This window comes from Exiguobacterium sp. s133 (genome assembly GCF_018618595.1).
Taxonomy (GTDB): domain Bacteria; phylum Bacillota; class Bacilli; order Exiguobacteriales; family Exiguobacteriaceae; genus Exiguobacterium_A; species Exiguobacterium_A oxidotolerans.
This window is the reverse complement of sequence record NZ_JACSMK010000004.1, coordinates 1-26,020: the sequence shown is the minus strand read 5'-3', so window position 1 is coordinate 26,020 and position 26,020 is coordinate 1. Positions and strand designations below refer to the sequence as shown.

Genomic DNA, 26,020 nt, shown 5'->3' with positions numbered 1-26,020 from the left:
CTGCAATTCACTTATTTATTCTACTATATGGGAGCCTTAAACATGAAATTCGATTCGCACTTTAACTGGTACCGCTACATGACTGTATCAGACTATGACCAACAACTACATAATGAAGAGACCGTCAGTCCCTCAAAAATTGAGTGGGTTCGTCAGCTTCGTACAAAAGATGTCAACTTTACCCGAGCAGAACTCGGTGTCTTATACGGTTCAATCGTGACTTGGCAAAATCCTGATGATAAAAGCGACCGTCGCTTCATCTGCTATTACATCACGCCAACTGAACTCATCACGATCGGACTCTCTGAACATATTATGTCACTGGCTGCACCGTTTGACTCAAAAACAGCTTTTGATGCCTTTTATCAAAATTAGGCGAGAATACGCCCACTTCTAAACGAAGTGAAAGTGGGAGATGAATCGCCAGCCTGCTTTTCGGGTATATTCCCTTTGAAGGAGGTGAAAAATGGTGTTGACACACAAGGCCTACAAATTCAGAATCTATCCGACAAAAGAGCAGGAAATCCTGATCGCGAAGACCATCGGTTGTTCGCGCTTCGTCTTCAATCACTTCTTGGCGAAGTGGGATGAGACATACAAAATGACAGGAAAAGGACTGTCTTACGGTTCTTGTTCGAAAGAAATTCCGATGTTGAAGCAGGCGTTCGACTGGCTAAAAGAAGTCGATAGCACATCTGTGCAGACAAGCGTCAAACATCTTGCCGATGCCTTTGACCGCTTCTTTAAGAAGCAGAACGAACGGCCTCGCTTCAAGTCAAAGTGCAACCCTGTTCAATCGTATAAGACGAACATTCAGGGCAATTCTCAACTTCCCGAAGTCTCGATCGTTGGTGCCAAAATCAAAATTCCAAAGCTGAAGTGGGTGCGCTTCGCTAATTCGAGGCAGGTCGTCGGACGCATCTTGAACGCGACCATCCGGCGTAACGCTTCAGGAAAACACTTCGTCTCCCTGCTCGTCGAGCAGGAGAGCAACGAAATACCGAAGACGGGCTCATCCGTCGGCGTCGATGTCGGATTGAAGCACTTCGCCATCCTGTCGGACGGTACGGTGTACAAGAACGACCGTTACTTCCGTTCGCTTGAGAAGAAGCTGGCGCGTGAGCAACGCAAGCTTTCTCGTCGTCAACGGTTGGCCCTGGACAAGAAAGTAACACTTTCCGAGGCGAAGAACTATCAGAAGCAGAAGCGCAAGGTCGCCCGCATCCACGAAAAGATTGCCAACAGGCGAACCGATTTCCTGCACAAGGTATCGACCGAAATCGTTAAAAACCACGACGTCATCGGGATTGAGACCTTGCAGGTGAAGAACATGCAGAAGAATCGCAAGTTGAGCAAGTCCATCTCCGAGGTCAGTTGGTCAGAGTTCTTCCGCATGCTCGAATACAAAGCGGAATGGTACGGGAAGACCGTCGTCAAGGTCGCCAAGACCTTTGCTTCCAGCCAACTGTGCTCCAGTTGCGGACATCAACACAAAGACGTGAAACATCTTGGATTGCGTGAATGGACATGTCCGAGTTGCGGCATCCATCACGACCGGGATGTGAACGCAGGATTGAATCTTAAACAAGAAGCAGAACGCCTCTTAGCTTCTTCAACCGTCGGGACGACGGGGTTAGCCTGATCAATTTTCGACCGTTAGGTCGGATCACTCAGGAATCCCCCCACCTCTAAGAAAAGCGTAGGTGGAGGTAGTTCAAGCGATTCTTTCGTTACAAATGAATACGTACTTTTCAGGCATCGATGACTTTGAAACGGAACTCTTTTCTCGACAAGATGAACTCCGGGGCAACATCAATGAGAATTCACTCGATAGCATCTTTGCTTTACGCGATACAATTGAGAACTGGTCTGACTTAATCGTCCCTTTTCAAGAATTGATTCTCGCAGGCCAAGAAGCCTTCGTCGCAGTCACTGATTTTGAACACCATCTTCCGTTTCGCCTTGCCAAACGGCGTTTCGAGCGTTTATTGATGTTGATTGAACACTATCAAAAGGATATTGAGGTTCTGCTCGATTTATCGACGACTGTTTCAAACTTCAGAGGAAATGAAATCATGAAAGCCCTGACGATTTTCACGGCTGTCGCAACTCCGATGATGGCCCTCGGTGCGATTTGGGGCATGAACTTCAAGAACATGCCCGAACTCGACTGGAAATATGGTTACGCCGGTGCGCTCACCCTCATCTTGATTACGACTGGCGGAATCTTTTATTGGATGAAATGGCGTGGATGGCTTGGTGCGCTCGTTCGCATGCCTAAAAAACGAACAAAAAAATAGATGTAGGAACATAAGTTCGTTATACTGATTTTATCATACTTACTTTTAGGAAGGAGCTGACTTTGATGGGACGAAAAATCATTCATATCGATATGGACGCTTTTTACGCTTCTGTCGAACAACGCGATCGCCCTCACTTAAAGGGTGTTCCTGTCATCGTCGGTGGCCCTCCTCATGCACGTGGAGTCGTCGCGACGTGTTCCTATGAAGCACGGAAGTACGGTGTCCACAGCGCGATGCCATCTCGTCGTGCCTTTCAGCTTTGTCCGCGTGCCGTCTTCATTCGTCCCCGATTCGACGTCTATCGTGCGGTTAGTGCGCAAATCATGGAACTGTTTCTTGAAGTCACACCGCTTGTCGAACCATTATCACTCGATGAAGCGTACCTCGATGTGACGGAGAATAATTTAAATATGCCGAGTGCGACCCACATCGCAGAGTATATTCTTGCTGAAATCAAACGCCGGACGGACTTGACGGCATCCGCTGGTGTCTCTAATTCGAAGCTCGTCGCAAAAATTGCTTCCGGTTATCAAAAACCGAACGGCTTAACCGTTCTTCCGCCTGAGGAGGTACTTCCCTTTTTGTCTTCTTTACAAATCGGTGACTTGCATGGTGTTGGGAAAGTCACAGAGCAGACGCTTCGAAAACATGGATTTGAGACCGTCGCTGATATCCAACAGTCACCGGTCGAAGAACTCCGCGGGTTACTCGGTCGGGACCGTGGAACAGAATTGTATACGATGGCCCACGGTGAAGACGAACGGTTAGTCCGTCCCCACCGTGAGCGCAAATCGATTGGATCTGAAACGACCTTCGAAGAAGATACGGAAGATATTGATACGATTTTCGAAACCTTAAAGCGAGAGGCCCAATCTGTCGTCCGTAGTCTGCAACAAAAAGAACTCGTTTGTCGGACAGTCACCGTTAAGTGGAAAACAGAGACATTCCAATCACGTTCAAAACGTTTCACTTTTCTCGAAGAGACGAACGACGAAGATCGGTTACTCACGGTAACGACAAAATTATTTAATGAAATCGAATTCACGGGTCCGATTCGTTTAATCGGAATGAGTGTCAGTCATCTTGAAGTACCACCAAAGTCGAGACAATTAACGTGGCAAGATATTGACTCCTACTTGTAAAATGAATGACTATTCAGTACACTTGAATTAGTTATTTTACTAAAGGAGGAAGAGACATGCTCTATACACTTACTGTATTCGCGGACCGTGGAGAAACTTTACTCGATGATACGTTTGAATCACCTAACGATTCAGATGCAAGGGAGGAAGGGATCCGTCGTCTCAAAGAAGGAAAGTTCGAACATAAAGGCGCCCGCGTCACGCGTGCCGGTAAATTAATTCATTTCGAGCGTGCTTATTTACCTAAAATTGTGCCTGTTGCAGGCAGTTCAACATAAGTTCTTATTGAAATCAGAGTCATCTATGTACAAATTAAGAGGAACGCGACGAAAAAGAAAGAATCTTCTATTGTCTAATGCCACTTTGTCTACACACCGAGAGCCCCGGACATTGTCCGAGGCTCTGTTTACATCTTATTGCACGTCGTCTTGATTTTGCTCCATCATTGGCGCATAAAGTTCTTCGAGCGGCTTCATGATGATTTGAGTAACTTCCGTCAACATCGTATGCATCCGTTGTTCTTCTTGCATCAATTGACTGATGAGTGGATTGTTTTGAACTTCCAACATTTTTGCTTGAGCTGAAGCCATATCGTCAGGTGTGATTTCTTCACCTTCCATTTGCTTTTGTTGAAGCTCAAGTTGAACGTTACGGAATGAAGCAAACAGTTCATTCGATGCTGGATCAGCGTTCACTTGTGTGTATAAATCTTGTAATGTTGTGTACTCCGGAGTTTCTCGCAGTGCACGTTCGAGCGTATAGGCGTGGTCATACAAATTTGTTTCAGACATATTAAAACCCTCCAATTTAGTTAAGCAATCACGATGATTGCTTGTATCATCCCAATTAAACCACCTAACAGTCCTCCAAGCCAAGTGATAGCCCGGAATTCCTTCCGAGAAATCGATAAGACGATTTCTTCGAGATACTGTGTATCGAGTAGGTCGACCTCATCACGCACAATCGATTCGACGTCGAGTGTCGTCATGATTCGTTCTGCGTGTTTCACCGCTTGGTCAATCAACCGGTCGACAATCACCGGAACGAACTCGGTCCGCACTTTCTCATCAAACCGGCCGAGATAATGGTGTAATGGCTTATCCAACGTTTCTGTTAGTGGAATCCGGTTGATGATTTCCGATTTGACGCGTTCGATGACTTGTTTCTCTAACTCTTCATCAAGGAGTGTATGAATCGGACGTTCCATCACTTGTTCGATTTCTTTCTCGACCATTTCAGTAATGAACTGACGCGTCGACTCTCCTTGTAATACCCGTTTGATTTCAGGTTGAATCATCTCCACCAAATTGATATTCGCAAGTAACATCCCGAACATTCCGCCTCCAAGTTTTCCTTGGATGAATCCGGCGGCCGTCTCCTCTAATTTCATCTTCCCTTCTGGACTATCAAAATAAACATCCGTTTGTTTTAACAATGCATCTACGACGTCAGGGATTGCTTCCTTGACTTTTAAGACTCCGCCTTCGCCGATGACTTCTTGAATCGTTGAGTTTTTCAGATGAATCACGCCGTCCATCAATTCATGTTCAAGCGTCTGTTCGATTTTTTTTCGCAATTGTTCTTCCGGTTGATTGACGAAGCGGCCGATCACTTCTCGAATCGTGACGGTTGAGTGTACCCATTTCATGAGTTCGGTCGTGACAAGATTTGTAACGGCCTCGTGCATCGCAGGTTGTCGAAGGCGTTTCCCGATTCCTTCAGGGGTCACTAAATGCTTGACAACGGTCCGTCCGAGATTGGCTGCTAGTTCATCGCGCCGTTTCGGAATTAGACCTGGTGTAAAAGGAATCCGGTACTTTCCGATATATTTTGCTTCTAGCGGTCGAAATAACATACGAATCGCAAGATGGTTCGTGACTGCACCGATTGTTGCACCTAATACAATCATTCCGATGATTTTTAAGATGGTCATGAATTCGATTTGCATAGCTCATCGTTCCTTCCGAATTTAGTATTGTGGTAAAGTCTGAGTATCACTTTTTATGTAGGAGAGATGTAACGTGCTACAGCAATTGATTTCCTTATTCAAAGATCAGTTATCGACAGACCCCACGGTATATTGCATGGATAATTATAGCGTATATCAGTTAGCGGATGGACTTCGTTTCGGAATCGAAAGTTCCGCGTTGTCCGGGCGTGAAATCGACTTATTGAATTTAATCGCAGAACGCGTCGTCGTTTCAGCATCAACCGATACAACTTACTGGCATCAGCGTCTGGAATTATCGAGCGCCGTCGAGCACGAACCCTTCCGGATGACCCATTTCTTATTCAATCAACTCGATGATCGGACGACTGAAGATCTCGAACAGCTATTGACTTCTTTTTTCGACTCCTCGAGCATCTTTGTCCCCTTGACGACGACTCGACTGCTTGTCATTGAACGAGATGAGTTAGTGAGCGAACATGATTTAAATGACTTATTCACAGCTTTACAATCTGATTTTCTAACAGATGGAAAAGTATTAATCGGTCAACGCCGAATAAATGGAGATATCGCAGTCCAGTTCCGTCTAGAACAAGCAGCCCTTAACCTGCTTCCGTTCCGTGTCGAACGTTTCTTACCTGCCCTCACACGACTCGCTCTTTTATCGGAAACGGTCCGTGACGAGCTGACAGATCGCTTCATTGCACCACTCGAACCTGAATCGCGTGAGACGATTGATGCTTTCTGTCGTGCCAATCTGAATGTATCGTTGACAGCAAAACACTTATTTCTTCATCGTAACAGCCTTCAGTACCGACTTGACCGGTTGACAGAACAGACAGAAATCGATATTCGATCGTTTGAAGGTGCCGCCTTTTTATATACCTTGTTACTTCTAGCATAGTGCCCAAATGAAAACGGTTGCATTTCGTCATGTTGTCCATGTTCAGTTGATCCCTTTTCTTCTATACTAAGGATTGTAAGCGTTACATTACCCGATCACACTACTAGGAGGATATACACATGGCAGATATTCGTCTTGAACATATTGATAAAATTTATTCCGGCTCAGCAAAGGCCGTTGACGACTTTAACCTTCACATCCAAGACAAAGAATTCATCGTTTTCGTCGGACCATCAGGTTGTGGTAAATCAACGACACTTCGGATGATCGCTGGACTCGAAGAAATCTCGGGTGGAGATTTCATCATCGATGGTAAACGGATGAATGACGTCGCACCGAAAGACCGTGATATCGCAATGGTTTTCCAAAACTATGCGCTGTATCCACATATGAACGTGTTTGATAACATGGCATTCGGACTCAAGCTACGTAAGTTCCCGAAAGACGAAATCAAACAGCGCGTCGACAATGCGGCACGTATCCTTGGACTTGAAGAGTACCTCGAACGGAAACCAAAAGCATTATCAGGTGGACAGCGTCAACGTGTTGCAATCGGCCGTGCCATCGTTCGTGATGCAAAAGTCTTCTTGATGGATGAACCCCTCTCGAACTTGGACGCAAAACTCCGTGTTCAGATGCGTAAAGAAATCATCCAACTTCATAAACGTCTCGAAACGACGACGATTTATGTTACCCATGACCAAACAGAAGCGATGACGCTTGCGACGCGTATCGTCATCATGAAAGCAGGTCTCATTCAGCAGGTCGGCTCACCTAAAGAAGTATACGATCACCCAGATAACATGTTCGTCGCCGGATTCATCGGATCGCCTTCGATGAACTTCCTAACAGGCAAACTGGCTGACGATGGACTTTTCCACGTCACAGGGACAGAAGAGAAATTCGAAGTCCCTGAAGGCAAAATGAAAGTTCTCCGTGAACGCGGCTATACGAGCAAAGACCTCGTCCTCGGAATCCGTCCGGAAGACATTCATGCTGAATTGATTTATCAAGACACAAAAACAGCACACCGTTTCCCGGCACATATCGAAGTTTCCGAATTGATGGGTGCAGAATCGTATCTCTATTCCAAGGTAGGTAATCAAGCCTTCACAGCTCGTGTCGACTCACGCTCACACGTCGAGATGGGATCAGATCTCGACCTCTTCTTCGACATGACAAAAGCGCATTTCTTCGACGCTGCAACTGAAGCGACAATTCGTTAATTTCAACTGAATGTTTACTTTTCTAAGACTGTCTATTCGTGGGCAGTCTTTTTTATTGACAGACGTTCTTGTAACTTTGTATGATACTGCTTGTAGTCTTAAATTAATCCTATTCGAAAACTAGGAATTGAAATCATTTATTTTTAAAGGAGAGAGCGCTATGAAACACGGACTAAAGCTAGCAGTAGCAGCACTATCAACGGCGGGGGTGTTAGCAGCGTGCGGCGCTTCTAATGAAGAAGCAAGCAAAGACAGTAAGATGATTACGGTTGGTACTGAAGCGACATACCCACCATTTACGTATAAAGAAAAAGGCGAACTGACTGGTTATGACATCGATGTCATGAATGAAGTCGCTAAACGCGCCGGCTATAAAATCGACTATAAAGCAATGGACTTTAAAGGATTGATTCCAGCACTTGATTCAGAACGTATCGATGTCATCGCGAACCAAATGGGTATCACGGATGAGCGGAAAGAAAAGTATGCATTTTCTGATGCATATACGGTATCCGGATCAACAATCATCGTCAATGAAAAAACGGACGACATCAAAACACTTGATGATTTAAAAGGTAAAGTCGTTGGTTCGACACAAGGTTCGCTTTATGCAAAGACAGCAGAAGATGCTGGCGCAAAAGTGAAGTATTATAAAGGTGCAAACCAAGTTTTAAAAGATCTTGAAGCAGGACGTGTTGATGCTGCGATGAACGATCGCTTGTTCGTTTTGACTGAACTCAAAAAAGCCGGTTATAAAGTGAAAGCAGTCGGAGAAACATTTGATAAAAATGAGTCTGGTTTCATGATGGCAAAAGATAGCAAGTATGCAGAGGACTTCAATGAAGCACTTGCAGAAATGAAAAAAGACGGTACACTTGCAGACATCGGTAAGAAATACTTTGACGAGGATATCAGTCAGTGACGGAATTGTTCACGATCGTTCGCGATAATGCGAACGTCTACGGAGAGGCGATTGGCATTACACTTCTTGCAAGTGGACTTGCCATCGTCTTTGCGCTTTTCCTCGGGTTGATTCTTGCCGTCATGCGTGACAGCCGCTTCACCGTCTTTAGCGGTTTCGCTCGATTGTATGTCTCGTTCTTCCGCGGAACACCTTTACTGTTACAGATTTTGATTTTATATAATGGTCTTGTCGCATTACAACTGACGGGCTTTCAGGCACTCGCTTTTGGATTATCACTGCACTTTTCCGCTTATATTTCGGAATCGTTCCGGGCCGCCATCGCTTCTGTCGATCGCGGGCAATGGGAAGCAGCTGATTCGCTCGGAATCCCGCGTCGGAAAACGTTCAAGGACGTCATCCTTCCTCAAGCATTATCACGTGCCATTCCGCCACTGTCGAATTCTGTCATCGATATCATTAAATCGACGTCACTCGGTACGCTTGTCGCTGTCGAAGAGTTAACGTATGTCTCGGATCAAATTTCTGCTACGACCTATCTCGTCATGCCACTTCTGCTGTTCTCAGCAGCGATTTACTGGATCATGTCGACGCTCGTACAGATGGTTCAACACCGCTTAGAAGTTCGCTTTAGCATCCCGAATTAAATGAAACCAACTTGGAATGGTCAGCACATTCCAAGTATTTTTTTGTTCTTTTTAAGGTTTAACACTAGGCAACACGGGAATAATAAAGTATACTAATAAAAAATCAGAATTATCTGATAACTTTAAAAGGAGCGTGGCCAAGATGAAACAAGTAATTGAAGCTTTCCGTAGACAAGATGCAGAACAGCGGATTCCAGTGCTACGCCTCGAGATTGATTATGAGCTCAGCACACTCTTTGATGCTATCCAAGTCAGTGACCAAGCTGCCGTAGTTGCCAGTAAAGAACGTCTAGATAAATACCGCCAGGAGATGCTTCGCCTAGAAGCGTGACCCTATAGATACCCATCTCAAATCCCCCTTGAGATGGGCTTTTTGTGCAAAAAAAATAGCCCGAAGGCTATTTTTTTAATCGACGTCACGTCCGCGAGACGCTTTCAAAATTTCGAACCACTGTTCACGTGACAATGTCAAACGCGTCGCATTGACCGCGGATTCAATCCGTTTGATTTTCCCTGAACCGACAATCGGCATGATGCGTGCCGGATGTTTCAAGAGCCACGCATAGGCGACTTCATCAATATCTGTCGCTCCGATTTGTTGTCCGATTTCTTCAAGCTTATCTCGTAAGACGCGATATTCTTCTTCTTTGAATAACCGTCCACCGGCGAGCGGACTCCATGCCATGACCGGCATCTCGTTTTCATGGCAAAGATCCACCGATCCATCTTCGAAATGTTTCAGTTCAGCAACTGAGAGTTCCAATTGATTCGTCACGAGCATGAACGGTAGACGTGATTGAATTAAACTTTGTTGAGCTGGCGTATGATTCGATAAACCGAACGTCCGAACTTTACCGGACTCTTTTAATTCAACAAACGCTTCGGCAATTTCGTTCGGGTCCATCAATGGATCCGGTCGGTGAATCAATAACGTATCAATGTATTCGACACCAAGTTCCTTTAATGAACGTGTCGCATTTTCAATGATATGTTCTTTTGTTGTATCGTAAAATGAAAGGTTTTGATCGGAATAGTAGTTCCCTTTCATCTTGATCCCCGTTTTCGTCACAATCTCCATTCGTTCACGTAATTCTGGTTTTAAGGCCAACGCTTCTCCGAACAAACCTTCATTCGTATAATCCCCGTAAATGTCCGCATGATCAAACGTCGTGATCCCAAGCGCTAAACATTGCTCAATCAAAGCAAGACGTTCTTCTGCCGTCATGTTCCACTCATTTAATCGCCATAATCCATGAATCACACGCGAAAATGACAATTCTTCTGTTAGTTGAATTCGTTCCATTCCAATTCATCCTTTCGATCTCGTACTTTTTCTGTCCCATTTAACTCTACAGGAAGTTGGTAACGGTTGCACGGATTTCGCTTTTCACAAAAAGGCACGAGATACCTGTCCGGTACTCGTGCCTTGATAATCATTTAGTCAACGGTCTTACTGAATTTGTTCCACTTCTTGCATCACTTCATCTTCAATCAGTTGACGTTTACGTGTCGTATCCGCCGCATCCGGTGAAGTTACACTGAAGTAAAACTTGATTTTCGGTTCCGTTCCTGATGGGCGGAGGCAGAACCATGAACCATCCTCAAGCGTGAACTTCAGCACGTTCGATTTCGGAAGATTGATTGGCGATGGTTTGTGTTGAATCAAGTCGTGCGCCATGCTCGCATCGTAATCTTCGAACAAGACCACTTTCTCTCCCGCCACTTGTTTGGGTGGGTTTTCACGGAACGTGTTCATGATTCGTCCAATTTGTTCCACTCCGTCCTTTCCTTTTAACGTCAGTGAACGTAACGACTCTTCGAAGTAACCGAACTGTTCGTAAATGGCTTGTAATGCCTCATACAACGTCCGTCCTTCTTTCTTATGGTACGCTGCCATCTCTGCTGCGAGTAAGCACGCCTGGACAGCATCCTTGTCGCGACAAAAATCGCCGATCAAATAACCGTAACTTTCTTCATAACCGAACAGGTATTCATATTCACCTGACGCATTATATTGTTTAATTTTTTCACCGATGAATTTAAAGCCCGTTAATGTGTTTTCGACATGCAGATTGTAATGACGGGCAATTAACGCACCGAGTTCTGATGTTACGATTGTTTTCGCGACAAAGCCGTTCGCCGGTAATGTACCTTGGGCTGATTTTTGCGACAGGATGTAGTCGAGTAACAATGCACCCGTTTGGTTTCCTGTCAGTACCGTCCATTCCCCACTTGCATCGCGCGTCGCTACACCGACGCGGTCTGCATCAGGATCTGTCGCGAGCAGTACATCCGCGTCGACCCGATTCCCGTATTCGATGGCAAGTTCAAACGCAGCGTGTTCTTCCGGGTTCGGTGACGAAACCGTTGGGAACGCCCCGTCCGGTTTTGCTTGTTCTTCAACGACCGTCACGTTTTCAAAACCGTAGTTCTTTAGTCCGACAGTAACAGGAACAAGACCTGTTCCGTGAAGTGGCGTGAACACAATTTTTAATGAATCTTGCAACTCGTCTTGAATCGCCGGTAAAACACGAATCGTTTTTAATTTTTCTTGATACGCATCATCGATTTGTTCTCCGACACGAACGATAAGTCCATTTGCCCGAAGGACTTCTTCTGCTTCTAACACGATCGATAGTTCATCTTCAACTTGATCGACATACGATACGAGTTCATCCGCTTCTTTTGGCGGCAATTGTCCACCGTCATTACCGTATACTTTGTAACCATTGTACTCAGGCGGGTTGTGGCTTGCCGTAATGACGATCCCCCCTGCAGCGCGAAGCTCACGTACAGCAAACGATAATTCTGGTGTCGGACGTAGTCCATCGAATAAATATGCTTTAATGCCATTGCTTGCAAGCGTTTTTGCTGCTTCTAAAGCAAACTCAGGCGAAAAGTGACGCGAGTCATGTGCAATGACGATTCCTTGCGTGACAGCTTCTTCCCCTGCCGCTTTAATAAAGTCTGCAAACCCTTGAGATGCTTTACGGACTGTGTAAACGTTCATCCGGTTCGTACCGACACCGATTTCTCCACGCATACCGCCAGTACCAAACTCAAGTTCTTTATAAAAAGCGTCCTCTGCCGCTTTATCATCTGCTGATAACGCGACGAGCTCTTCTTTCAATTCAGGCTCTAATTTTTCAAACTGATTCCACTTTTGATAGGTCTCTTTCCATGACATATTCATTCCACTCCTTTAATTTATCGAAGTCACACTTGCGATGAAGCGTCACCTTTCATATGATTAATCTAGAAAGGTCGAGGTGATTCAAATGTTTCCAACCATTCAAATGGCGGACTTACAACAACTCGTCCACTCGGATCAAATCCGTTGGTTCGATTGCCGCTACGATTTACGTGATCCGAATTATGGTCGTCTAGCTTTTGAGGACCAACATGTGCCTGGTGCACTGTATCTAGATTTAGCAAATGATTTATCAGGACCCGTATCCTCTACGGGCGGGCGTCATCCTTTACCGTCGAAAGAAAAATGGATTCAAACGCTAGAAGCGCACGGCATTAAAAATGATGACTTCGTCGTCTTATATGATGATGGTTTTCCTTATGCAGCACGCGCATGGTGGCTTTTCAAATGGGCCGGTCATGAACGCGTCGTCGTACTCGAAGGCGGCCTCTCCTCTTACCTTGCGTTTGACTATCCGATGACACAAGATTTGGAATCCTTCGCGCCTTCTACATACGACGCTGAGTTCCAAGATGACATGCTCGTCGATTTTGAGACAGTCAAAGGACGTTCGACGGATACGCTACTCGTCGACTCTCGTTCCCCTGACAGATTCAAGGGTCAGAACGAAACGATTGATGCTGTAGCTGGTCACATTCCCGGTGCTGTCAATTGTTTCTTCGAAGAAGCGATTTCACCCGACGGAAGACTGAAAGATGCAGAAGATTTAAAGGAGCTTTATGCTCCGTTACTTGAAGAAGCATCTCCGATCCTCTATTGTGGTAGCGGTGTGACAGCTTGCGTCAACATACTCGCATTACACTCGCTCGGTAAAAATGATGTTCGGCTATACGCTGGTTCTTATAGCGACTGGATTAGTCAAACGAACGATATTTCATAATTTTTAAAAGCCTGATTAGATCAGGCTTTTTCTTATGATCAAACTTGAACCGGCTTGATGTTCCAAATCGCGTTCGCATATTCTTTAATCGTCCGGTCACTCGAGAAGACACCTGATTTTCCAATGTTCATAATAACCATCTGGTACCACTTCTCAGGGTTTTGATACGTCCGGTCGATTCGTTCTTGTGCCTGCTGATACGACTGGAAGTCTTTTAAAATCAAGTACTCATCGTTATACGTGATGAGCGAGTCATAAATCGCTTGAAACTCCCCAACCGGGAATAATGAACCATCAACTAAGCTATCGACGATTCTCCGTAACTCCGGTTGTGAACTGTATTGGTCGTATGCATTATAGCCACCGTACTTTTTATAGTTCATGACCTCTTGCGGTGTAAGTCCGAAAATAAAGATATTTGCATCCTCGACCTCGTCCCGAATCTCAATGTTCGCTCCGTCAAGTGTCCCGATTGTCAAGGCCCCGTTCATCATGAACTTCATGTTTCCTGTACCAGACGCTTCATAACTCGCCGTCGAGATCTGCTCACTGACATCACTCGCCGGGAAGATTTTTTCAGCAAGCGAAACACGATAGTTTTCTAAGAACACGACTTTCATGTAAGGGCTGACTTCCGCATCAGAATTAATCAATTTTGCGAGTGCATTGATGTAACGAATGACTTCTTTCGCATAATGATACCCCGGAGCTGCTTTTGCTCCAAAAATAAAGGTCCGTGGTGTCATCTTGAAGGATTTATCTTCTTTTAGACGGTAATACAACGAATGGATATGCAAAGCATTAAGTAACTGGCGTTTATAGGCATGGAGACGCTTGACTTGCACATCAAAAATCGAATATGGATCGACAGTAATGCCTGTCTCCGCTTCAATCAATCGAGCAAGTTCCTGTTTATTTTCAAGCTTAATTTGTTTGATATCCTGTTGGAGTTGACGATCTTCCGACCATTTCGTCAACTTTTGCAAGTCTGACGGATGATTGATCCAGCTATCTCCAATCGCTTCCGTCACACGGTTCGCGAGTTGCGGGTTCGATAACAAGAACCAGCGACGATGCGTAATCCCGTTCGTTTTATTGTTGAAACGAAGTGGGAACATCTCGTAAAACAGACGCATCTCCCGTTGTTTCAGGATTTCAGTATGAATCTGTGCGACGCCGTTCGTCGAATGTGTCCCGACAACTGCTAAGTTCGCCATGTTGATCCGTCCATCGGCGATGATGGCGATTTCTTGCATGTGTGAAGCAAGGTGTGGATAGTTATCAAGAACGTCCTGACAGAAGCGACGATTAATTTCCTCGATGATTTGATAAATCCGCGGTAATAAATTTCTAAATAAGTCGACCGGCCAGCGCTCGAGCGCTTCGGCGAGCAATGTATGGTTCGTAAACGACATGACACTCTTCGTGATGCGCCACGCTTCTTCCCACTCATAGCCTTCCTCATCAATTAGAATCCGCATCAGTTCTGGAATCGCGACGACTGGGTGTGTGTCGTTGATATGAATCGCGATTTGATTTCCGAGCTGTTTAAACGATGCATTTCGTTTTTTGTGAGACAAGAGAATACTCCGTAAGCCGGCGGCAACAAAGAAATATTGTTGCTTCAAACGTAGGACTTTCCCTTCGTACGTCGTATCGTCCGGATAAAGAAACTCTGAAATCGTTTGAATCGATTGTTTATGTGCAAGTAAATCTTTATAGTTCCCGCTGTGCTGGTGCAACAGTTCATCATCATCATATGGAGATTCTGCGCTCCAAAGACGCAAGTTATTGACGACACCATTTTGATAGCCGACGATTGGCATATCATACGGGACGGCCCGGACAATTTCAGCTGGTTCATGATGGACACGGTACCCGCCGTCTACTTCCTCGAGCCAGACGTGTCCACCGAACGGAATATCGACTGCCTTATCGGGACGACGTATCTCCCACATGTTTCCGTTTTTGAGCCAGTTATCCGGGAGTTCGACTTGATAGCCGTCGATGATTTTTTGTTTAAATAAACCATACTGGTATCGAATTCCGTTCCCGTGTCCAGGTAGACCGAGAGCTGCCAACGAGTCTAAGAAACATGCTGCTAATCGTCCGAGCCCTCCGTTACCAAGTCCTGGTTCCGGCTCTTCTTCCGTCAAGTCTGCTAGGTCGTAGCCAAGTTCCTCTAATCCCTCGCGAACTTCCTCGAGTACGTCTAAGCTCAGCAAGTTGTTGTACAGAAAACGTCCGAGCAAAAATTCGAGCGAGAAATAGTAGACTTGCTTACTCTTTTTATGGATATAGGTTTCCTTCGTGTGCATCCAATCTGATGTGACATATTCCCGGACCATGTAGGCGAGTGTTTGATACACATCATTCTCTGTTGCTTCACTCAGTGCTTTTCCGTGCATCGACACAAACCGCTCATTAAACCTCTTCTTGAACTTCTCTTTATCTTTAAACATGCCAAAACCTCATTTCTCTTAATCCCAATCAGTCAACAGATGGTGCGATGAGATGATAGAGTGCTAAATATTCATCGGCTGAGCGAATCCAGCTAAAATCTTCTTCCATTGCTGTCTCAATCAGATGCTTAAAGACTGGTTTATCTTGATAGACATCAATCGTTCGCTTGATCGCGTCAAGGAAGTCATGTGCATTATAATTCGAGAACGAGAAGCCATTTCCCTCTAATGTAAATTGATTGAATGGTGTCACCGTGTCTCGCAAACCACCTGTTTCACGGACGACAGGTAAAGAACCATACTTCATCGAAATCAATTGACTGAGTCCACACGGTTCAAAGCGTGACGGCATCAAGAACGCGTCGCTCCCTGCATAAATACGTTGAGCGAGTCCGACGTCAAAGCCGATGTATGAAGCCACTTTATCCGGACGAATTGTTGTCGCATGGTGGAACAAGCCCTCGTATTCCGCCTCACCTGACCCGAGAATGATAAACTGCGCGTCGAGTTCGAATAAATCAGGTAAAATGTGCGCAAGTAAATCAATTCCTTTTTGGTCGACAAGACGCGACACGAATCCGAAAAGTGGAACATCCGGATTGACCGGTAAACCCAATTCTTTTTGCAATGCTTCTTTATTTACTGCTTTTCCTTCTTCAGCCGTCTCAACATCATAATTCTCGACAAGATGCTCGTCTGTTTCCGGATTGAATTGACGGTAGTCAATTCCGTTTAAAATCCCACGAACATCGACTGCCCGGTGTTGCAAGATGGATTCTAGACTCTCACCATAGTACGGGTCCATGATTTCATCCCGATACGATGGGCTGACCGTCGTAATTTGATTGGCGTGAACAAGTCCCGCTTTCATATAGTTGACGAGACCGTTATGCGCAAGTCCATCCATCGTAAAGTGTTCATGACTGAGGCCAAGTAAATCGCCAAGAACTTCTTCCGGGAAAATACCTTGGTACTGCAAATTATGAATCGTAAAGACCGTTTTGATGTCTTGATAACGCTCAAGGTGTTGGTAATGAATTCGTAAGAAAGCTGGAATGACACCGGTCTGCCAATCATGACAATGAATGACATCTGGTACTTCCGCACGATCAAGGTGTTGAATCATCTCGAGCACCGCCCGGGAAAAGTATGCGAAACGCTCCGCATCGTCGTAATGACCATAAATAATCCCATCTCGATTAAAGTAATATTCATTATCGATGAAATAAAATGTGACACCATCCTGTTTCAGACGTAGGACGGCACCAAACTGTTGCCGCCAGCCGACGGGTACGATGAAATCGAATAAAAATTCCATTTCCGACTTGAACTGTTCTTTAATTTGACCATAGTTCGGTAAGACAACGGATACTTCCGCACCCTCTTCAGCAAGCGCTAAAGGGAGCGAGCCGACGACGTCAGCTAGCCCCCCCGTCTTGATGAAGGGTGTCGCTTCTGTGGCAGCAAACCATACCTTCATGATGACATCCCCTTTAAACGATTGTTTGTTTTTTGATGACGATCGGTTCTTCCGCCGTTCCACGAATCACTTGTCCACGTTTGACAGTGACTTCTTTATCGAGAATCGCGTATTCGACGACTGCACCTTCTTCGATGACCGATTTTTGCATGATGATTGAATTTTTAACACGAGCATGTTTCCCGACTTTCACACCCCGGAATAAGATGCTGTCTTTCGCTGTTCCTTCTAATTTACATCCATTCGCGACGAGCGAGTTCTTGATCGTCGAGCCTGGGAGATAACGTGTCGGTGGTTCATGCTTAATCTTCGTGTAGACATGTTGGAAATCATTGATTGCTCCCCACTGCTCGAGCAATAGCATGCTCTCACGGTAATACGAGCGTAGTGAGTGGATGACTTGTGATGTGCCCTGATACTCGTACCCATGAACATGCAGACGGTTCAACTGCGAGCGAATGATGCTTTGAAGCAAATCATATTCGCCACGACCGACTGCTTCGTCAACGAGACGGACGAACAGGTTTTTCGATAGGACGATTGTTTCCATATAGAATGTTTCGTCAGACGGTTCAAAACCGCGCGAACCAATCGCTGTCACTCGATTTTGATCACCAAAACGAATCGGACGGCAATATTTACATGGCAAGTCACGCTTCGTATAGACGACTGTGATGTCAGCATTCGATTCTTTATGTTCACGCAAGACATCGCGATAATCTACTGCCGATAACACATTCGAACCCGAAATCACGAGGTAGTTTTCTTTACTACGCAAGAAGAAGTCGCGGTGTAAATGGAAGTTTGATAAATCGCCCCGGAATTCATGGGCATCTTGTGATAATGCCGGTGGGAAGATATAGAGTCCCCCGTTCGAACGGTCAAGATCCCACTCTTTTCCCGACCCAAGGTGGTCCATCATCGCTCGGTACTTTTCAAGCGTAAAGACACCAATGTTGGCGATTTCATTTTGTACCATGTTCGTCAACGTGAAATCAATCAACCGATACCGTCCGGCGAACGGAACCGCGGCTAAATTTCGATGCTCCGTCAGTTCTTTAAAGAATCCTTCTTCTCCACTTAAATTAATGACACCCAATAGATCTGCTTTCATCGGTAGTTCCCCCTTATTGAATCGCTTCTTTTACGACTTCATTTTTCTTGATGACACTATTTGCCTCGATGACGAACACTTCGCCGCCCGGTGTACCGATTGTTGCGCCGTCTTCGACGACGACGCCGTCCGCTAAAATCGCACGATGAATCGTGACATCTTTTCCGATTTTGACATTCGGGAAAATGACCGAATCTTTCACGAGTGCACCTTCCGCGACATCAACGCCGTAGAAGAGAACGGAATGGTTGATTTCACCTTCAATGTGACAGCCTTCATTGATGATTGACGTTTCAATCGTCGCATTGTTTCCGATGTACTGTGGTTGTTGATTCGGGTTAACGGAATGTACTTTCCACGATGGTTCATACAAGTCGAACTCTGGTTCCGCTTCAAGTAAATCCATATTCGCTTCCCATAACGACTGGATTGTCCCAACATCTTTCCAATATCCTTTAAATTTGTACGCGCGAATATTTAAGTTTTCAAACAACATATTCGGAATAATGTTTTTCCCGAAGTCAAAGCTTGACTCGGCATCCCCGGCGTCTTGAATAAGGTGACGTTTTAAAATATCCCAGTTGAAGACGTATATGCCCATTGAGGCTAAGTTCGATTTTGGATTTTCAGGTTTTTCTTCAAACTCATTGATCCGTAAATCATCATCTGTGTTTAAGATTCCAAAACGTGGTGCTTCTTCCCACGGCACTTCACGGACTGAAATCGTTACATCTGCCCCACCTTGACGATGCTCTTCAATCATCTTCTCATAATCCATCTTATAGATATGGTCTCCAGATAGGACAAGGACATAGTTTGGATCGTATTGATTGATGTAACTCATGTTCCGATAAATCGCGTTGGCCGTTCCTTCATACCAGTTCTTTCCGTTTTGGGCTTGATATGGAGGCAAGATCGTTAATCCCCCGTTTCGACGGTCTAAGTCCCAGGCACTCCCGATTCCGAGATAACGGTTCAATTCTAGTGGTTCATATTGCGTTAAGACACCGACTGTATCGATTCCCGAGTTCGTACAGTTCGATAATGGGAAATCAATGATTCGATATTTCCCTCCGAACGCAACTGCTGGTTTTGCAGTGTGTTTCGTAAGTGCTCCTAGACGTTTTCCTTCTCCACCAGCAAGTAGCATTGCCACAACATTCTTTTTAGCCATTTCGTCCCCTCCAGTTTATGCTCTTTCTTTACAGTCAGACCATGATGTAGTTTCTATACAGATACTCTTATATACCCACCTTTTCTCTTTTTAATATAACATTCCTGCAAAATAGGTTTATTAAAATACGAAATTCAGAAAAAAATCTATTCCTTTGCTTAAAAGAGACCGATAATAAGAAGGAAATGTCTTTTGAGAGGAGTTTTCATGAGAATTACGACTGGCTACCTTTTATTAATTGGACTTACTATCGGTTTACTTTTGACGTTGTTTTCCGTTCGCGACCAACTCGAGACGTCCCGCAAACTTTTCCATTGGGCAGATGTACAGACGACCCGTCAACCATTGACGTCGTACAAACCGATCACTGTCACATACGGCAAAGAGAAGGTAAAGTTGTACGATGGACTTCGCCGTGATGATTTAACAGCAAATGCGTTACCTAAAAAGGTCGAACAAACCTTCATCGCTATCGAAGATCAACGTTTCTATCAGCATGGTGGTTATGATATTACAGGAATTCTTCGCGCATTCACTGAAAATCAATCGACTGACCAAAAAGGGCAAGGTGGCAGTACGATTACACAACAATTGGCTCGAATGACGTATCTTTCAAATGAAAAAACATATACTAGAAAAATAAAAGAACTTTTAATCGCCATTTCATTGGAGCAAAAATACTCCAAAAAAGAACTCTTAACGGCATATGTCAATCAAGCCTATTTCGCAAATAATATTTATGGAATCGAACTGGCATCATCGGCGTACCTCGGAAAAAAGGCGAACGATTTGACGTGGGCAGAAGTGAGTTATCTAGCGGCGATTCCAAACAACCCCACACTATACGATCCGTTACGTTCACCTCAAAATACAGAAAAACGTCAACAGCGGATTTTAAAAATTTTAGCAAATACAGACACGATACCAAAATCGATTAAAACAAAAGAAATTGCATTGTCCTTCAATAAGCCGGTCATCCCATTCCCTGACTATATTGATGCAAGTGTCAAGGAAGCAATCCGTCAAACGGCCGCCATCAAAAAATTAGATTATGAGGCCGCACAACAATATCTGCATCAACATGGCGCGACGATTGCGACTTATTTGGATTCAACGGAGCAAACACGGGCCAAACAATCCATCGTGGCACTACCTAAGGAAATCGAAGGTGCTTATGTTGGAATTGATGGACGAACGCATGGTGTGACAGCACTTGTCGGCCATAAAACTGACTTACCTGGTCAATTCAATCGGGCAACACAATCCTTTCGTCAACCGGGATCCACATTAAAGCCCTTACTCGTCTATGGACCATACCTCGAGAAAACAAAAGCCACGTTAAGTAGTCCTCTTGACGGTCGTCCTGTTTGCTTTGACGGCTATTGTCCTGAAAATAGCGGGAACCGGATTCTTGGTGAAGTCACACTTGCCGATGCCATTGCCTATTCCTATAACACGCCAGCCCTTCGTGCGTTTTCTGTCTCCTTCGCTGAAGGATTAAAAGCGATTCGTCCGTTTAAATTCAGCCAATGGTCGAAGCAAGACAATGCCTACACGAGTGCGTTAGGTGGATTAAAATATGGTGTTAGTCCTTACGAGTTAACGAATGCCTATACAACGTTTGTTAATGACGGCTTGTATAGTCCAGCATCCATGGTTCGAACCATCACCTTATCGAAAGGCGAAGGGACGCTGTATCGGCATACTGTTCAAAATAATCGCATTTGGTCGAGTCGGACAAACCAGGTGTTACGTAAAGGATTGACGAATGTCATGACATACGGAACAGGGCGTCTTGGTTATGATGCACGCCCCACTTATATCGGTGGAAAAACAGGGACGACGAATGATAATAAAGATATGTGGTTCGTCGGAATCAAAGATCAACACATAGGAGGGATTTGGTTAGGTGCAGACATCCCACGACCTTTCCCTGCCGAGGCCAACTCAACGCTTCAAGTAAGGACGTGGGCTAACATTCTACGCTGACGATCATTTCGGGAATAAAATCGCTTCGCCTAACGAATTGAACAAAGTCAATCCGACCCAGGCTAAGCCAGCCAGTAAGATGCCCCATGCAAGAAACAAAAAGACAATCAAGCCAATCGCTCCGGCCGCAGTCGTCATCTTGCTGATTTGAAAGGTATAAAAGAAAAAATAAATTAGGAATGAACTTGCTAATACGAGGCAGACGAGTGGGAACGATGTCATGAAAGCAAAGCTGATGCATCCACCTACGAGCAATAAAATGCTACCAGGTCGAAGCATACTGAGTGTCGTCCCAATCTGTTCCTTGATGAAGAAGGCAAACCCTAACTGATTGATTGTGTCTGAAATCAGTTTGAGCGTACTAAAAATCATAAAATAGACAATCAAAAAACCAAGCCAAACTAATAATTTAGTGTCACGTGCGCTCAAAATTTGTAACAATTCATTGTATACACCGACATCCTTTAGCCATGAGAGTGCTAACTCCGATGTCGCAATCGCAAGCGACGTACTGAACAACAGGATGCTAATCAACGGCGCATAACTTAACAGATAGACATTCGTCCGCATTTCCAATCTCCATTCATAGAAAATTCATATGTAGCACACAATTTCTCTTACAGGTATACTATAATAGATTATATCGGTTATTGAGACTGAAGGGGGAAGCAAAAATGGCATTTATTTTAATGATTGGTGTAAGTCTCGCTTTCTTGACAGCGATTTTCACTGCAGGCTACAACAAAAAACCTGAAGGTAACGAATAATAAAAAGGCGCTGATGCATCGAATAGGATGCGTCAGCGCTTTTTTGTGTTTAAAGTAGTCCAGCGTACCCTTGCTGCCGTAATGCTTCATACACGATAATTGCAGCCGTATTTGAGACATTTAGCGAACGAACTAAATTTGACTGCGGTAATCGAATACAACGATCTGTATTTTGGTCGATCACTTCAAGCGGTAAGCCTTTTGTTTCTCGACCGAATACAAAGAAGTAGTCTTCCTCGACATTCGATAAATCAATTTGACTTGGATACTGTTCCCCATACTTCGTGATGTAATAAAACTTCCCTTCCGGGTGCTTCTCCCATAATTCTTCGAGTGAATCATGATATCTTACATCAACAAACTCCCAATAATCGAGTCCGGCTCGTTTCAACTGCTTATCATCCGTTGAAAAACCTAATGGACGGATTAAATGAAGAACGGAATGTGTCGCAGCACACGTTCTTGAGATATTTCCTGTATTTTGAGGAATCTCTGGTTGATACATTACAACATGAATTGCCATTATCTTCTCTCTCCTATCTCATGCGCAAGTAGCGCTTGTTTATGATCGATTCCACTCGCAAACCCCGTCAACTTTCCGGATGCCCCGATGATTCGATGACAAGGATAAATCAGCGCGATCGGGTTTCGATTTAATGCCCCACCGACGGCTCGCGCTGCTTTTTCGGAACCCATCATTTTAGCTAATGTTCCATAACTCGCTGTTTCTCCGAATGGAATCCTTCGAAGATTCGTAAGAACACGCCGCTGAAAATCCGTCACGTCGAGGCGGCAACTAATGCGTTCTAGCGCATTTGGTAGACGATTTTCATAATCATCGAGAGCTTGTTTTAGATGCAGTGGAAGTGGCGCTTCGTACCGCTGTCCTTCTCGAACATATCGTTTAGCGCGCTCAGTATCAAGACCAAAATCTAAATAAACAACGACGTCGTCCTCCCAGGCAATCAGTAACTCTCCGAACGTGAACTTCACTTGTTTATACGGCATCGGGTTCCCTCCACTCCGACAAAAGACGCTCACCTTCCGTTTGGACATCCTGTGCGGAATCATTCATTAGTCGTTCTTCTACGTAACTTTTTTCATCGCCCCCCGCAATACGGCCAATCGCCCAGAGCGCGAGAGCCCGCATATCATCACGTGGATCTGTTTCTGCCATCAAGCGCAGAGCATCAAGCGCTGTCTTGTCTTGATAATGGACGAGTGCACAAATCGCATTTCGTTGAATCGGCTTCTTTCCACGCCATGCTCCTGAAAGCGAACCGAATTTCGCTTTGAATTCACGATTGCTGAGCGACAAGATTGGAATTAAGAGTGGTTTGACTTGTTCCGGGTCCGGCTGCAATTCAGCATGTTGCGTCGCATGTTTTTTTCGATTGTAAGGACAAACTTGCTGACATGTATCACAGCCGTATAAGCGATTACCTAATGCGTAACGGAAATCTTCCGGAATCAGCGTCTTCGTTTGGGTAATAAAGGAGATACAACGTTTCGCATCAATTACCCCCGGCTCGACTAATGCATCCGTCGGACAGGCATCGATGCACTTATTACACGTTCCGCAGAGTTCTTCAACCGCTTGATCAGGAGGTAAGTAAAGATCTGTAATCAATTCACCGAGATAAAGATAAGATCCATGTTCTTCGCTAATGATCGAACAATTCTTTCCGCTAAAACCAATTCCTGCCCGTTCTGCGACGGCGCGATCGACGAGTTCACCAGTATCCACCATCGAACGTGTCTTTGCTCCAGGCGATAACTCTTCGATTTTTTTCTCTAGTAGCTGGAGTCGTTGATTCAGCGCCTGATGATAATCAAGCCCCCAAGAAGAGCGACCAAAAATCCCACGCCGTTCCCCGGCTTTCCCACGTGGTGCATCCGTTAACTTACTCGGGTAAGCAACTGCAATCGCGATGATTGATACCGCGTCATCTAGCAACAGTTTCGGAGTTGTCCGTTTTTCGAGATCAGGTTCTTCAAAACCAGATGCATAATTTTTATCCTGCTGATCAATCAATCGTTGTTTCATCGTTAAAAATGGATCGGCCGTCGTCACCCGAAACACATCGATCCCAATCTCTAAAGCATATGCTTGAAGTGTTTCTTTAAGTTGTTCTCCGCGCATGACAGATCCCTCCTTTCATCGTTCTATCCTAAACAAAAAGAGCAATGTGTCAGATGAAAACGACACGTTGCTCTTTTAAATAAGCGGGTGAAGGGAATCGAACCCTCATCATCAGCTTGGAAGGCTGAGGTTTTACCACTAAACTACACCCGCATGGGTTAAAACTAAGATTGTGAAAAGGTAAAGCGGGTGAAGGGAATCGAACCCTCATCATCAGCTTGGAAGGCTGAGGTTTTACCACTAAACTACACCCGCAAGATACCGGTGGTCGGAATCGAACCGACACTCCAAAGGAACACGATTTTGAGTCGTGCGCGTCTACCAGTTCCGCCACACCGGCACAATCTCTTGCAAAACTATTGAATTGAAAAGAATTGGAGGCGCCAGTCAGAATCGAACTGACGATAGAGGAGTTGCAGTCCTCTGCCTTACCACTTGGCTATGGCGCCACTCGTTGGAGCGGAAGACGGGATTCGAACCCGCGACCCCGACCTTGGCAAGGTCGTATTCTACCACTGAACTACTTCCGCTTAAAAAGCTGGGCTGGAAGGGATCGAACCTTCGCGTGCTGGAATCAAAATCCAGTGCCTTACCACTTGGCTACAGCCCAATAATAAGAGGGCGACTGATGGGAATTGAACCCACGAATGCCGGAATCACAATCCGGTGCGTTAACCACTTCGCCACAATCGCCATAATAAACAGGGGCAGCAGGAATCGAACCCGCGCTGACGGTTTTGGAGACCGTAGTTCTACCGCTAAACTATGCCCCTATGGTGGTGGGGGGGGGCGGATTCGAACCGCCGAACCCGAGGGAGCGGATTTACAGTCCGCCGCGTTTAGCCACTTCGCTACCCCCCCACAAATGGGAAATCAACTTCATTCTTCTATAAAAGGTGGCTTTGGACGGAATCGAACCGCCGACACGAGGATTTTCAGTCCTCTGCTCTACCGACTGAGCTACAAAGCCTTAACAATGGCGGTCCTGACGGGATTCGAACCCGCGATCTCCTGCGTGACAGGCAGGCATGTTAACCGCTACACCACAGGACCGTATGTATTGCGGGGGCCGGATTTGAACCGACGACCTTTGGGTTATGAGCCCAACGAGCTACCAGACTGCTCCACCCCGCGATGATAAAAATGGTGACCCGTACGGGAATCGAACCCGTGTTACCGCCGTGAAAGGGCGGTGTCTTAACCGCTTGACCAACGGGCCATCGTAGTAAAATTGAAACGTTACATATAATTATGGCGGAGAGCAAGGGATTCGAACCCTTGAGACGCTTATGACGCCTACACGATTTCCAATCGTGCTCCTTCGGCCACTCGGACAGCTCTCCAGTGAACGTGGTGAAGAAGTTATTAATGGCTCCGCAAGTAGGATTTGAACCTACGACCTACCGGTTAACAGCCGGTTGCTCTACCACTGAGCTATTGCGGAACGATCGCCTGGCAGCGTCCTATCCTCACAGGGGGAAGCCCCCAACTACTTTCGGCGTTCAAGTGCTTAACTTCCGTGTTCGGCATGGGAACGGGTGTGACCACTTGGCTATCGCCACCAGACATCTATTATCTTAACATTATGTTTCCATAACGTCAAGCACTTTTTTTTGAAAGGCTCGCGCCCTCAAAACTGAAGTCATCAACAATCATCTGCTAGAACAAGGCCTCGACCGATTAGTATCACTCAGCTCCGCATGTCACC

24 protein-coding genes, 15 tRNA genes and 1 rRNA gene are annotated in these 26,020 nt (G+C 45.3%); 12 read left to right on the top strand and 28 right to left on the bottom strand.

The features are described 5' to 3' along the window. Positions 1 to 42 precede the first annotated feature (42 nt). From KNP96_RS07085 to KNP96_RS07065, 5 genes are all read left to right on the top strand, one after another. The gene (locus tag KNP96_RS07085; RefSeq protein WP_214769847.1) at positions 43 to 375 is read left to right on the top strand and encodes a hypothetical protein; all 333 of its coding nucleotides are present in this window, start codon (positions 43 to 45) and stop codon (positions 373 to 375) included. A gap of 94 nt (positions 376 to 469) precedes the next feature. Further along, a complete protein-coding gene (gene tnpB, locus KNP96_RS07080) occupies positions 470 to 1,642 on the top strand; it encodes an IS200/IS605 family element RNA-guided endonuclease TnpB (RefSeq protein ID WP_214769844.1) in 1,173 nt (390 codons plus the stop codon). 61 nt (positions 1,643 to 1,703) lie between these two features. Continuing rightward, the gene (locus tag KNP96_RS07075) at positions 1,704 to 2,300 is read left to right on the top strand and encodes a CorA family divalent cation transporter (protein ID WP_239456832.1); all 597 of its coding nucleotides are present in this window, start codon (positions 1,704 to 1,706) and stop codon (positions 2,298 to 2,300) included. A 65-nt stretch (positions 2,301 to 2,365) separates the two neighbouring features. Next, positions 2,366 to 3,445 (top strand): DNA polymerase IV, encoded by a 1,080-nt coding sequence (dinB, locus tag KNP96_RS07070; protein ID WP_239456830.1) that lies wholly within the window; start codon positions 2,366 to 2,368, stop codon positions 3,443 to 3,445. 56 nt (positions 3,446 to 3,501) lie between these two features. Next, complete coding sequence (locus tag KNP96_RS07065; protein WP_088836449.1) at positions 3,502 to 3,723, top strand: YhzD family protein; 222 nt, start codon at positions 3,502 to 3,504, stop codon at positions 3,721 to 3,723. A 135-nt stretch (positions 3,724 to 3,858) separates the two neighbouring features. Here the strand turns inward: KNP96_RS07065 and KNP96_RS07060 are convergent, their stop codons facing one another. Together KNP96_RS07060 and KNP96_RS07055 are read right to left on the bottom strand one after the other, a co-directional pair. Continuing rightward, positions 3,859 to 4,236: a YlbF/YmcA family competence regulator gene (locus KNP96_RS07060; RefSeq protein WP_029332804.1), complete on the bottom strand. Its 378-nt coding sequence runs from the start codon at positions 4,234 to 4,236 to the stop codon at positions 3,859 to 3,861. Between the two features lie 20 nt (positions 4,237 to 4,256). Next, a complete protein-coding gene (locus KNP96_RS07055; protein ID WP_088836448.1) occupies positions 4,257 to 5,393 on the bottom strand; it encodes a DUF445 domain-containing protein in 1,137 nt (378 codons plus the stop codon). Positions 5,394 to 5,466: 73 nt separating this feature from the next. Here KNP96_RS07055 and KNP96_RS07050 point away from each other — a divergent pair, with 73 nt between their 5' ends. From KNP96_RS07050 to KNP96_RS07030, 5 genes are all read left to right on the top strand, one after another. Beyond that, positions 5,467 to 6,297 carry a helix-turn-helix domain-containing protein gene (locus tag KNP96_RS07050; protein WP_088836447.1) on the top strand — a complete coding sequence of 277 codons (831 nt, stop codon included), beginning with the start codon at positions 5,467 to 5,469 and terminating at the stop codon, positions 6,295 to 6,297. Positions 6,298 to 6,416: 119 nt separating this feature from the next. Then, positions 6,417 to 7,523 (top strand): ABC transporter ATP-binding protein, encoded by a 1,107-nt coding sequence (locus KNP96_RS07045; RefSeq protein ID WP_029332801.1) that lies wholly within the window; start codon positions 6,417 to 6,419, stop codon positions 7,521 to 7,523. A 160-nt stretch (positions 7,524 to 7,683) separates the two neighbouring features. Next, the gene (locus KNP96_RS07040; RefSeq protein WP_214769841.1) at positions 7,684 to 8,445 is read left to right on the top strand and encodes a transporter substrate-binding domain-containing protein; all 762 of its coding nucleotides are present in this window, start codon (positions 7,684 to 7,686) and stop codon (positions 8,443 to 8,445) included. Further along, positions 8,442 to 9,092 carry an amino acid ABC transporter permease gene (locus tag KNP96_RS07035; protein ID WP_088836445.1) on the top strand — a complete coding sequence of 217 codons (651 nt, stop codon included), beginning with the start codon at positions 8,442 to 8,444 and terminating at the stop codon, positions 9,090 to 9,092. Before KNP96_RS07040 ends, KNP96_RS07035 begins: the two co-directional genes overlap by 4 nt. A 142-nt stretch (positions 9,093 to 9,234) precedes the next feature. Then, positions 9,235 to 9,423 carry a hypothetical protein gene (locus KNP96_RS07030; protein WP_014969669.1) on the top strand — a complete coding sequence of 63 codons (189 nt, stop codon included), beginning with the start codon at positions 9,235 to 9,237 and terminating at the stop codon, positions 9,421 to 9,423. A 75-nt stretch (positions 9,424 to 9,498) separates the two neighbouring features. Here KNP96_RS07030 and KNP96_RS07025 read toward each other — a convergent pair whose 3' ends face one another. After that, the gene (locus tag KNP96_RS07025; protein ID WP_088836444.1) at positions 9,499 to 10,395 is read right to left on the bottom strand and encodes an aldo/keto reductase; all 897 of its coding nucleotides are present in this window, start codon (positions 10,393 to 10,395) and stop codon (positions 9,499 to 9,501) included. Positions 10,396 to 10,542: 147 nt separating this feature from the next. After that, positions 10,543 to 12,279: a phospho-sugar mutase gene (locus tag KNP96_RS07020; RefSeq protein WP_214767940.1), complete on the bottom strand. Its 1,737-nt coding sequence runs from the start codon at positions 12,277 to 12,279 to the stop codon at positions 10,543 to 10,545. Between the two features lie 91 nt (positions 12,280 to 12,370). Between KNP96_RS07020 and KNP96_RS07015 the strand changes: the two genes are divergently transcribed. Continuing rightward, a complete protein-coding gene (locus tag KNP96_RS07015) occupies positions 12,371 to 13,183 on the top strand; it encodes a sulfurtransferase (RefSeq protein WP_239456828.1) in 813 nt (270 codons plus the stop codon). A 38-nt stretch (positions 13,184 to 13,221) separates the two neighbouring features. Here KNP96_RS07015 and KNP96_RS07010 read toward each other — a convergent pair whose 3' ends face one another. The 4 genes from KNP96_RS07010 to KNP96_RS06995 are packed head-to-tail and all read right to left on the bottom strand — an operon-like array spanning position 13,222 to position 19,413. Beyond that, positions 13,222 to 15,645, bottom strand: a complete 2,424-nt coding sequence (locus KNP96_RS07010; RefSeq protein ID WP_214767943.1) for a glycogen/starch/alpha-glucan phosphorylase — start codon at positions 15,643 to 15,645, stop codon at positions 13,222 to 13,224. 28 nt (positions 15,646 to 15,673) lie between these two features. Continuing rightward, the gene (gene glgA / locus KNP96_RS07005; RefSeq protein WP_214767946.1) at positions 15,674 to 17,125 is read right to left on the bottom strand and encodes a glycogen synthase GlgA; all 1,452 of its coding nucleotides are present in this window, start codon (positions 17,123 to 17,125) and stop codon (positions 15,674 to 15,676) included. A gap of 13 nt (positions 17,126 to 17,138) precedes the next feature. Then, entirely contained in the window at positions 17,139 to 18,239 is a 1,101-nt protein-coding gene (gene glgD / locus KNP96_RS07000; protein WP_214769838.1) for a glucose-1-phosphate adenylyltransferase subunit GlgD, read from the bottom strand. 13 nt (positions 18,240 to 18,252) lie between these two features. After that, positions 18,253 to 19,413, bottom strand: a complete 1,161-nt coding sequence (locus KNP96_RS06995; RefSeq protein WP_088836440.1) for a glucose-1-phosphate adenylyltransferase — start codon at positions 19,411 to 19,413, stop codon at positions 18,253 to 18,255. Between the two features lie 207 nt (positions 19,414 to 19,620). Here KNP96_RS06995 and KNP96_RS06990 point away from each other — a divergent pair, with 207 nt between their 5' ends. Next, positions 19,621 to 21,402 (top strand): transglycosylase domain-containing protein, encoded by a 1,782-nt coding sequence (locus tag KNP96_RS06990; RefSeq protein WP_088836439.1) that lies wholly within the window; start codon positions 19,621 to 19,623, stop codon positions 21,400 to 21,402. A 3-nt stretch (positions 21,403 to 21,405) separates the two neighbouring features. Here the strand turns inward: KNP96_RS06990 and KNP96_RS06985 are convergent, their stop codons facing one another. From KNP96_RS06985 to rrf, 20 genes are all read right to left on the bottom strand, one after another. Then, positions 21,406 to 21,972 (bottom strand): DUF5366 family protein, encoded by a 567-nt coding sequence (locus KNP96_RS06985; protein ID WP_029332790.1) that lies wholly within the window; start codon positions 21,970 to 21,972, stop codon positions 21,406 to 21,408. Positions 21,973 to 22,218: 246 nt separating this feature from the next. Then, on the bottom strand, positions 22,219 to 22,692 hold the full coding sequence (gene trmL / locus KNP96_RS06980; protein WP_214769835.1) for a tRNA (uridine(34)/cytosine(34)/5-carboxymethylaminomethyluridine(34)-2'-O)-methyltransferase TrmL: 474 nt from the start codon (positions 22,690 to 22,692) through the stop codon (positions 22,219 to 22,221). Then, positions 22,692 to 23,177 carry a methylated-DNA--[protein]-cysteine S-methyltransferase gene (locus KNP96_RS16840; protein ID WP_088836437.1) on the bottom strand — a complete coding sequence of 162 codons (486 nt, stop codon included), beginning with the start codon at positions 23,175 to 23,177 and terminating at the stop codon, positions 22,692 to 22,694. Before KNP96_RS16840 ends, trmL begins: the two co-directional genes overlap by 1 nt. After that, positions 23,167 to 24,312: a tRNA epoxyqueuosine(34) reductase QueG gene (queG, locus tag KNP96_RS06970; RefSeq protein WP_214767949.1), complete on the bottom strand. Its 1,146-nt coding sequence runs from the start codon at positions 24,310 to 24,312 to the stop codon at positions 23,167 to 23,169. The genes KNP96_RS16840 and queG overlap by 11 nt, the downstream gene beginning before the upstream one ends. 82 nt (positions 24,313 to 24,394) lie before the next feature. Then, positions 24,395 to 24,465, bottom strand: a tRNA-Gly gene (locus KNP96_RS06965). Positions 24,466 to 24,496: 31 nt separating this feature from the next. Continuing rightward, positions 24,497 to 24,567, bottom strand: a tRNA-Gly gene (locus tag KNP96_RS06960). Between the two features lie 4 nt (positions 24,568 to 24,571). After that, a tRNA-Leu gene (locus KNP96_RS06955) sits at positions 24,572 to 24,652 on the bottom strand. Between the two features lie 35 nt (positions 24,653 to 24,687). After that, positions 24,688 to 24,761 (bottom strand) — tRNA-Cys (locus KNP96_RS06950). Between the two features lie 6 nt (positions 24,762 to 24,767). Beyond that, positions 24,768 to 24,842: transfer RNA gene (locus tag KNP96_RS06945), tRNA-Gly, on the bottom strand. Between the two features lie 8 nt (positions 24,843 to 24,850). Beyond that, positions 24,851 to 24,922: transfer RNA gene (locus KNP96_RS06940), tRNA-Gln, on the bottom strand. Between the two features lie 10 nt (positions 24,923 to 24,932). Then, positions 24,933 to 25,005: transfer RNA gene (locus tag KNP96_RS06935), tRNA-His, on the bottom strand. 9 nt (positions 25,006 to 25,014) lie between these two features. Next, positions 25,015 to 25,085 (bottom strand) — tRNA-Trp (locus tag KNP96_RS06930). 4 nt (positions 25,086 to 25,089) lie between these two features. Continuing rightward, positions 25,090 to 25,173: transfer RNA gene (locus KNP96_RS06925), tRNA-Tyr, on the bottom strand. 36 nt (positions 25,174 to 25,209) lie between these two features. Then, positions 25,210 to 25,282: transfer RNA gene (locus tag KNP96_RS06920), tRNA-Phe, on the bottom strand. A gap of 7 nt (positions 25,283 to 25,289) precedes the next feature. Next, a tRNA-Asp gene (locus KNP96_RS06915) sits at positions 25,290 to 25,365 on the bottom strand. A gap of 7 nt (positions 25,366 to 25,372) precedes the next feature. Beyond that, positions 25,373 to 25,446, bottom strand: a tRNA-Met gene (locus KNP96_RS06910). Between the two features lie 10 nt (positions 25,447 to 25,456). Beyond that, a tRNA-Glu gene (locus KNP96_RS06905) sits at positions 25,457 to 25,531 on the bottom strand. 33 nt (positions 25,532 to 25,564) lie between these two features. Further along, positions 25,565 to 25,655: transfer RNA gene (locus KNP96_RS06900), tRNA-Ser, on the bottom strand. Positions 25,656 to 25,681: 26 nt separating this feature from the next. Further along, a tRNA-Asn gene (locus tag KNP96_RS06895) sits at positions 25,682 to 25,756 on the bottom strand. Between the two features lie 6 nt (positions 25,757 to 25,762). Then, positions 25,763 to 25,878, bottom strand: a 5S ribosomal RNA gene (gene rrf / locus KNP96_RS06890). Positions 25,879 to 26,020: the final 142 nt, after the last annotated feature.

What these genes read in the sequence shown, in the direction of transcription:
- KNP96_RS06990 (WP_088836439.1), top strand. Translation starts at nt 19,621, where the DNA reads ATGAGAATTACGACTGGCTACCTTTTATTAATTGGACTTACTATCGGT.
- KNP96_RS07055 (WP_088836448.1), bottom strand. Translation starts at nt 5,393, where the DNA reads ATGCAAATCGAATTCATGACCATCTTAAAAATCATCGGAATGATTGTA.
- KNP96_RS06995 (WP_088836440.1), bottom strand. Translation starts at nt 19,413, where the DNA reads ATGGCTAAAAAGAATGTTGTGGCAATGCTACTTGCTGGTGGAGAAGGA.
- KNP96_RS16840 (WP_088836437.1), bottom strand. Translation starts at nt 23,177, where the DNA reads ATGCCGTATAAACAAGTGAAGTTCACGTTCGGAGAGTTACTGATTGCC.
- dinB (WP_239456830.1), top strand. Translation starts at nt 2,366, where the DNA reads ATGGGACGAAAAATCATTCATATCGATATGGACGCTTTTTACGCTTCT.
- KNP96_RS06985 (WP_029332790.1), bottom strand. Translation starts at nt 21,972, where the DNA reads ATGCGGACGAATGTCTATCTGTTAAGTTATGCGCCGTTGATTAGCATC.
- glgA (WP_214767946.1), bottom strand. Translation starts at nt 17,125, where the DNA reads ATGAAGGTATGGTTTGCTGCCACAGAAGCGACACCCTTCATCAAGACG.
- KNP96_RS07085 (WP_214769847.1), top strand. Translation starts at nt 43, where the DNA reads ATGAAATTCGATTCGCACTTTAACTGGTACCGCTACATGACTGTATCA.
- KNP96_RS07030 (WP_014969669.1), top strand. Translation starts at nt 9,235, where the DNA reads ATGAAACAAGTAATTGAAGCTTTCCGTAGACAAGATGCAGAACAGCGG.
- trmL (WP_214769835.1), bottom strand. Translation starts at nt 22,692, where the DNA reads ATGGCAATTCATGTTGTAATGTATCAACCAGAGATTCCTCAAAATACA.
- KNP96_RS07045 (WP_029332801.1), top strand. Translation starts at nt 6,417, where the DNA reads ATGGCAGATATTCGTCTTGAACATATTGATAAAATTTATTCCGGCTCA.
- KNP96_RS07020 (WP_214767940.1), bottom strand. Translation starts at nt 12,279, where the DNA reads ATGTCATGGAAAGAGACCTATCAAAAGTGGAATCAGTTTGAAAAATTA.
- queG (WP_214767949.1), bottom strand. Translation starts at nt 24,312, where the DNA reads ATGCGCGGAGAACAACTTAAAGAAACACTTCAAGCATATGCTTTAGAG.
- glgD (WP_214769838.1), bottom strand. Translation starts at nt 18,239, where the DNA reads ATGAAAGCAGATCTATTGGGTGTCATTAATTTAAGTGGAGAAGAAGGA.
- KNP96_RS07040 (WP_214769841.1), top strand. Translation starts at nt 7,684, where the DNA reads ATGAAACACGGACTAAAGCTAGCAGTAGCAGCACTATCAACGGCGGGG.
- KNP96_RS07065 (WP_088836449.1), top strand. Translation starts at nt 3,502, where the DNA reads ATGCTCTATACACTTACTGTATTCGCGGACCGTGGAGAAACTTTACTC.
- KNP96_RS07010 (WP_214767943.1), bottom strand. Translation starts at nt 15,645, where the DNA reads ATGTTTAAAGATAAAGAGAAGTTCAAGAAGAGGTTTAATGAGCGGTTT.
- KNP96_RS07060 (WP_029332804.1), bottom strand. Translation starts at nt 4,236, where the DNA reads ATGTCTGAAACAAATTTGTATGACCACGCCTATACGCTCGAACGTGCA.
- KNP96_RS07025 (WP_088836444.1), bottom strand. Translation starts at nt 10,395, where the DNA reads ATGGAACGAATTCAACTAACAGAAGAATTGTCATTTTCGCGTGTGATT.
- KNP96_RS07015 (WP_239456828.1), top strand. Translation starts at nt 12,371, where the DNA reads ATGTTTCCAACCATTCAAATGGCGGACTTACAACAACTCGTCCACTCG.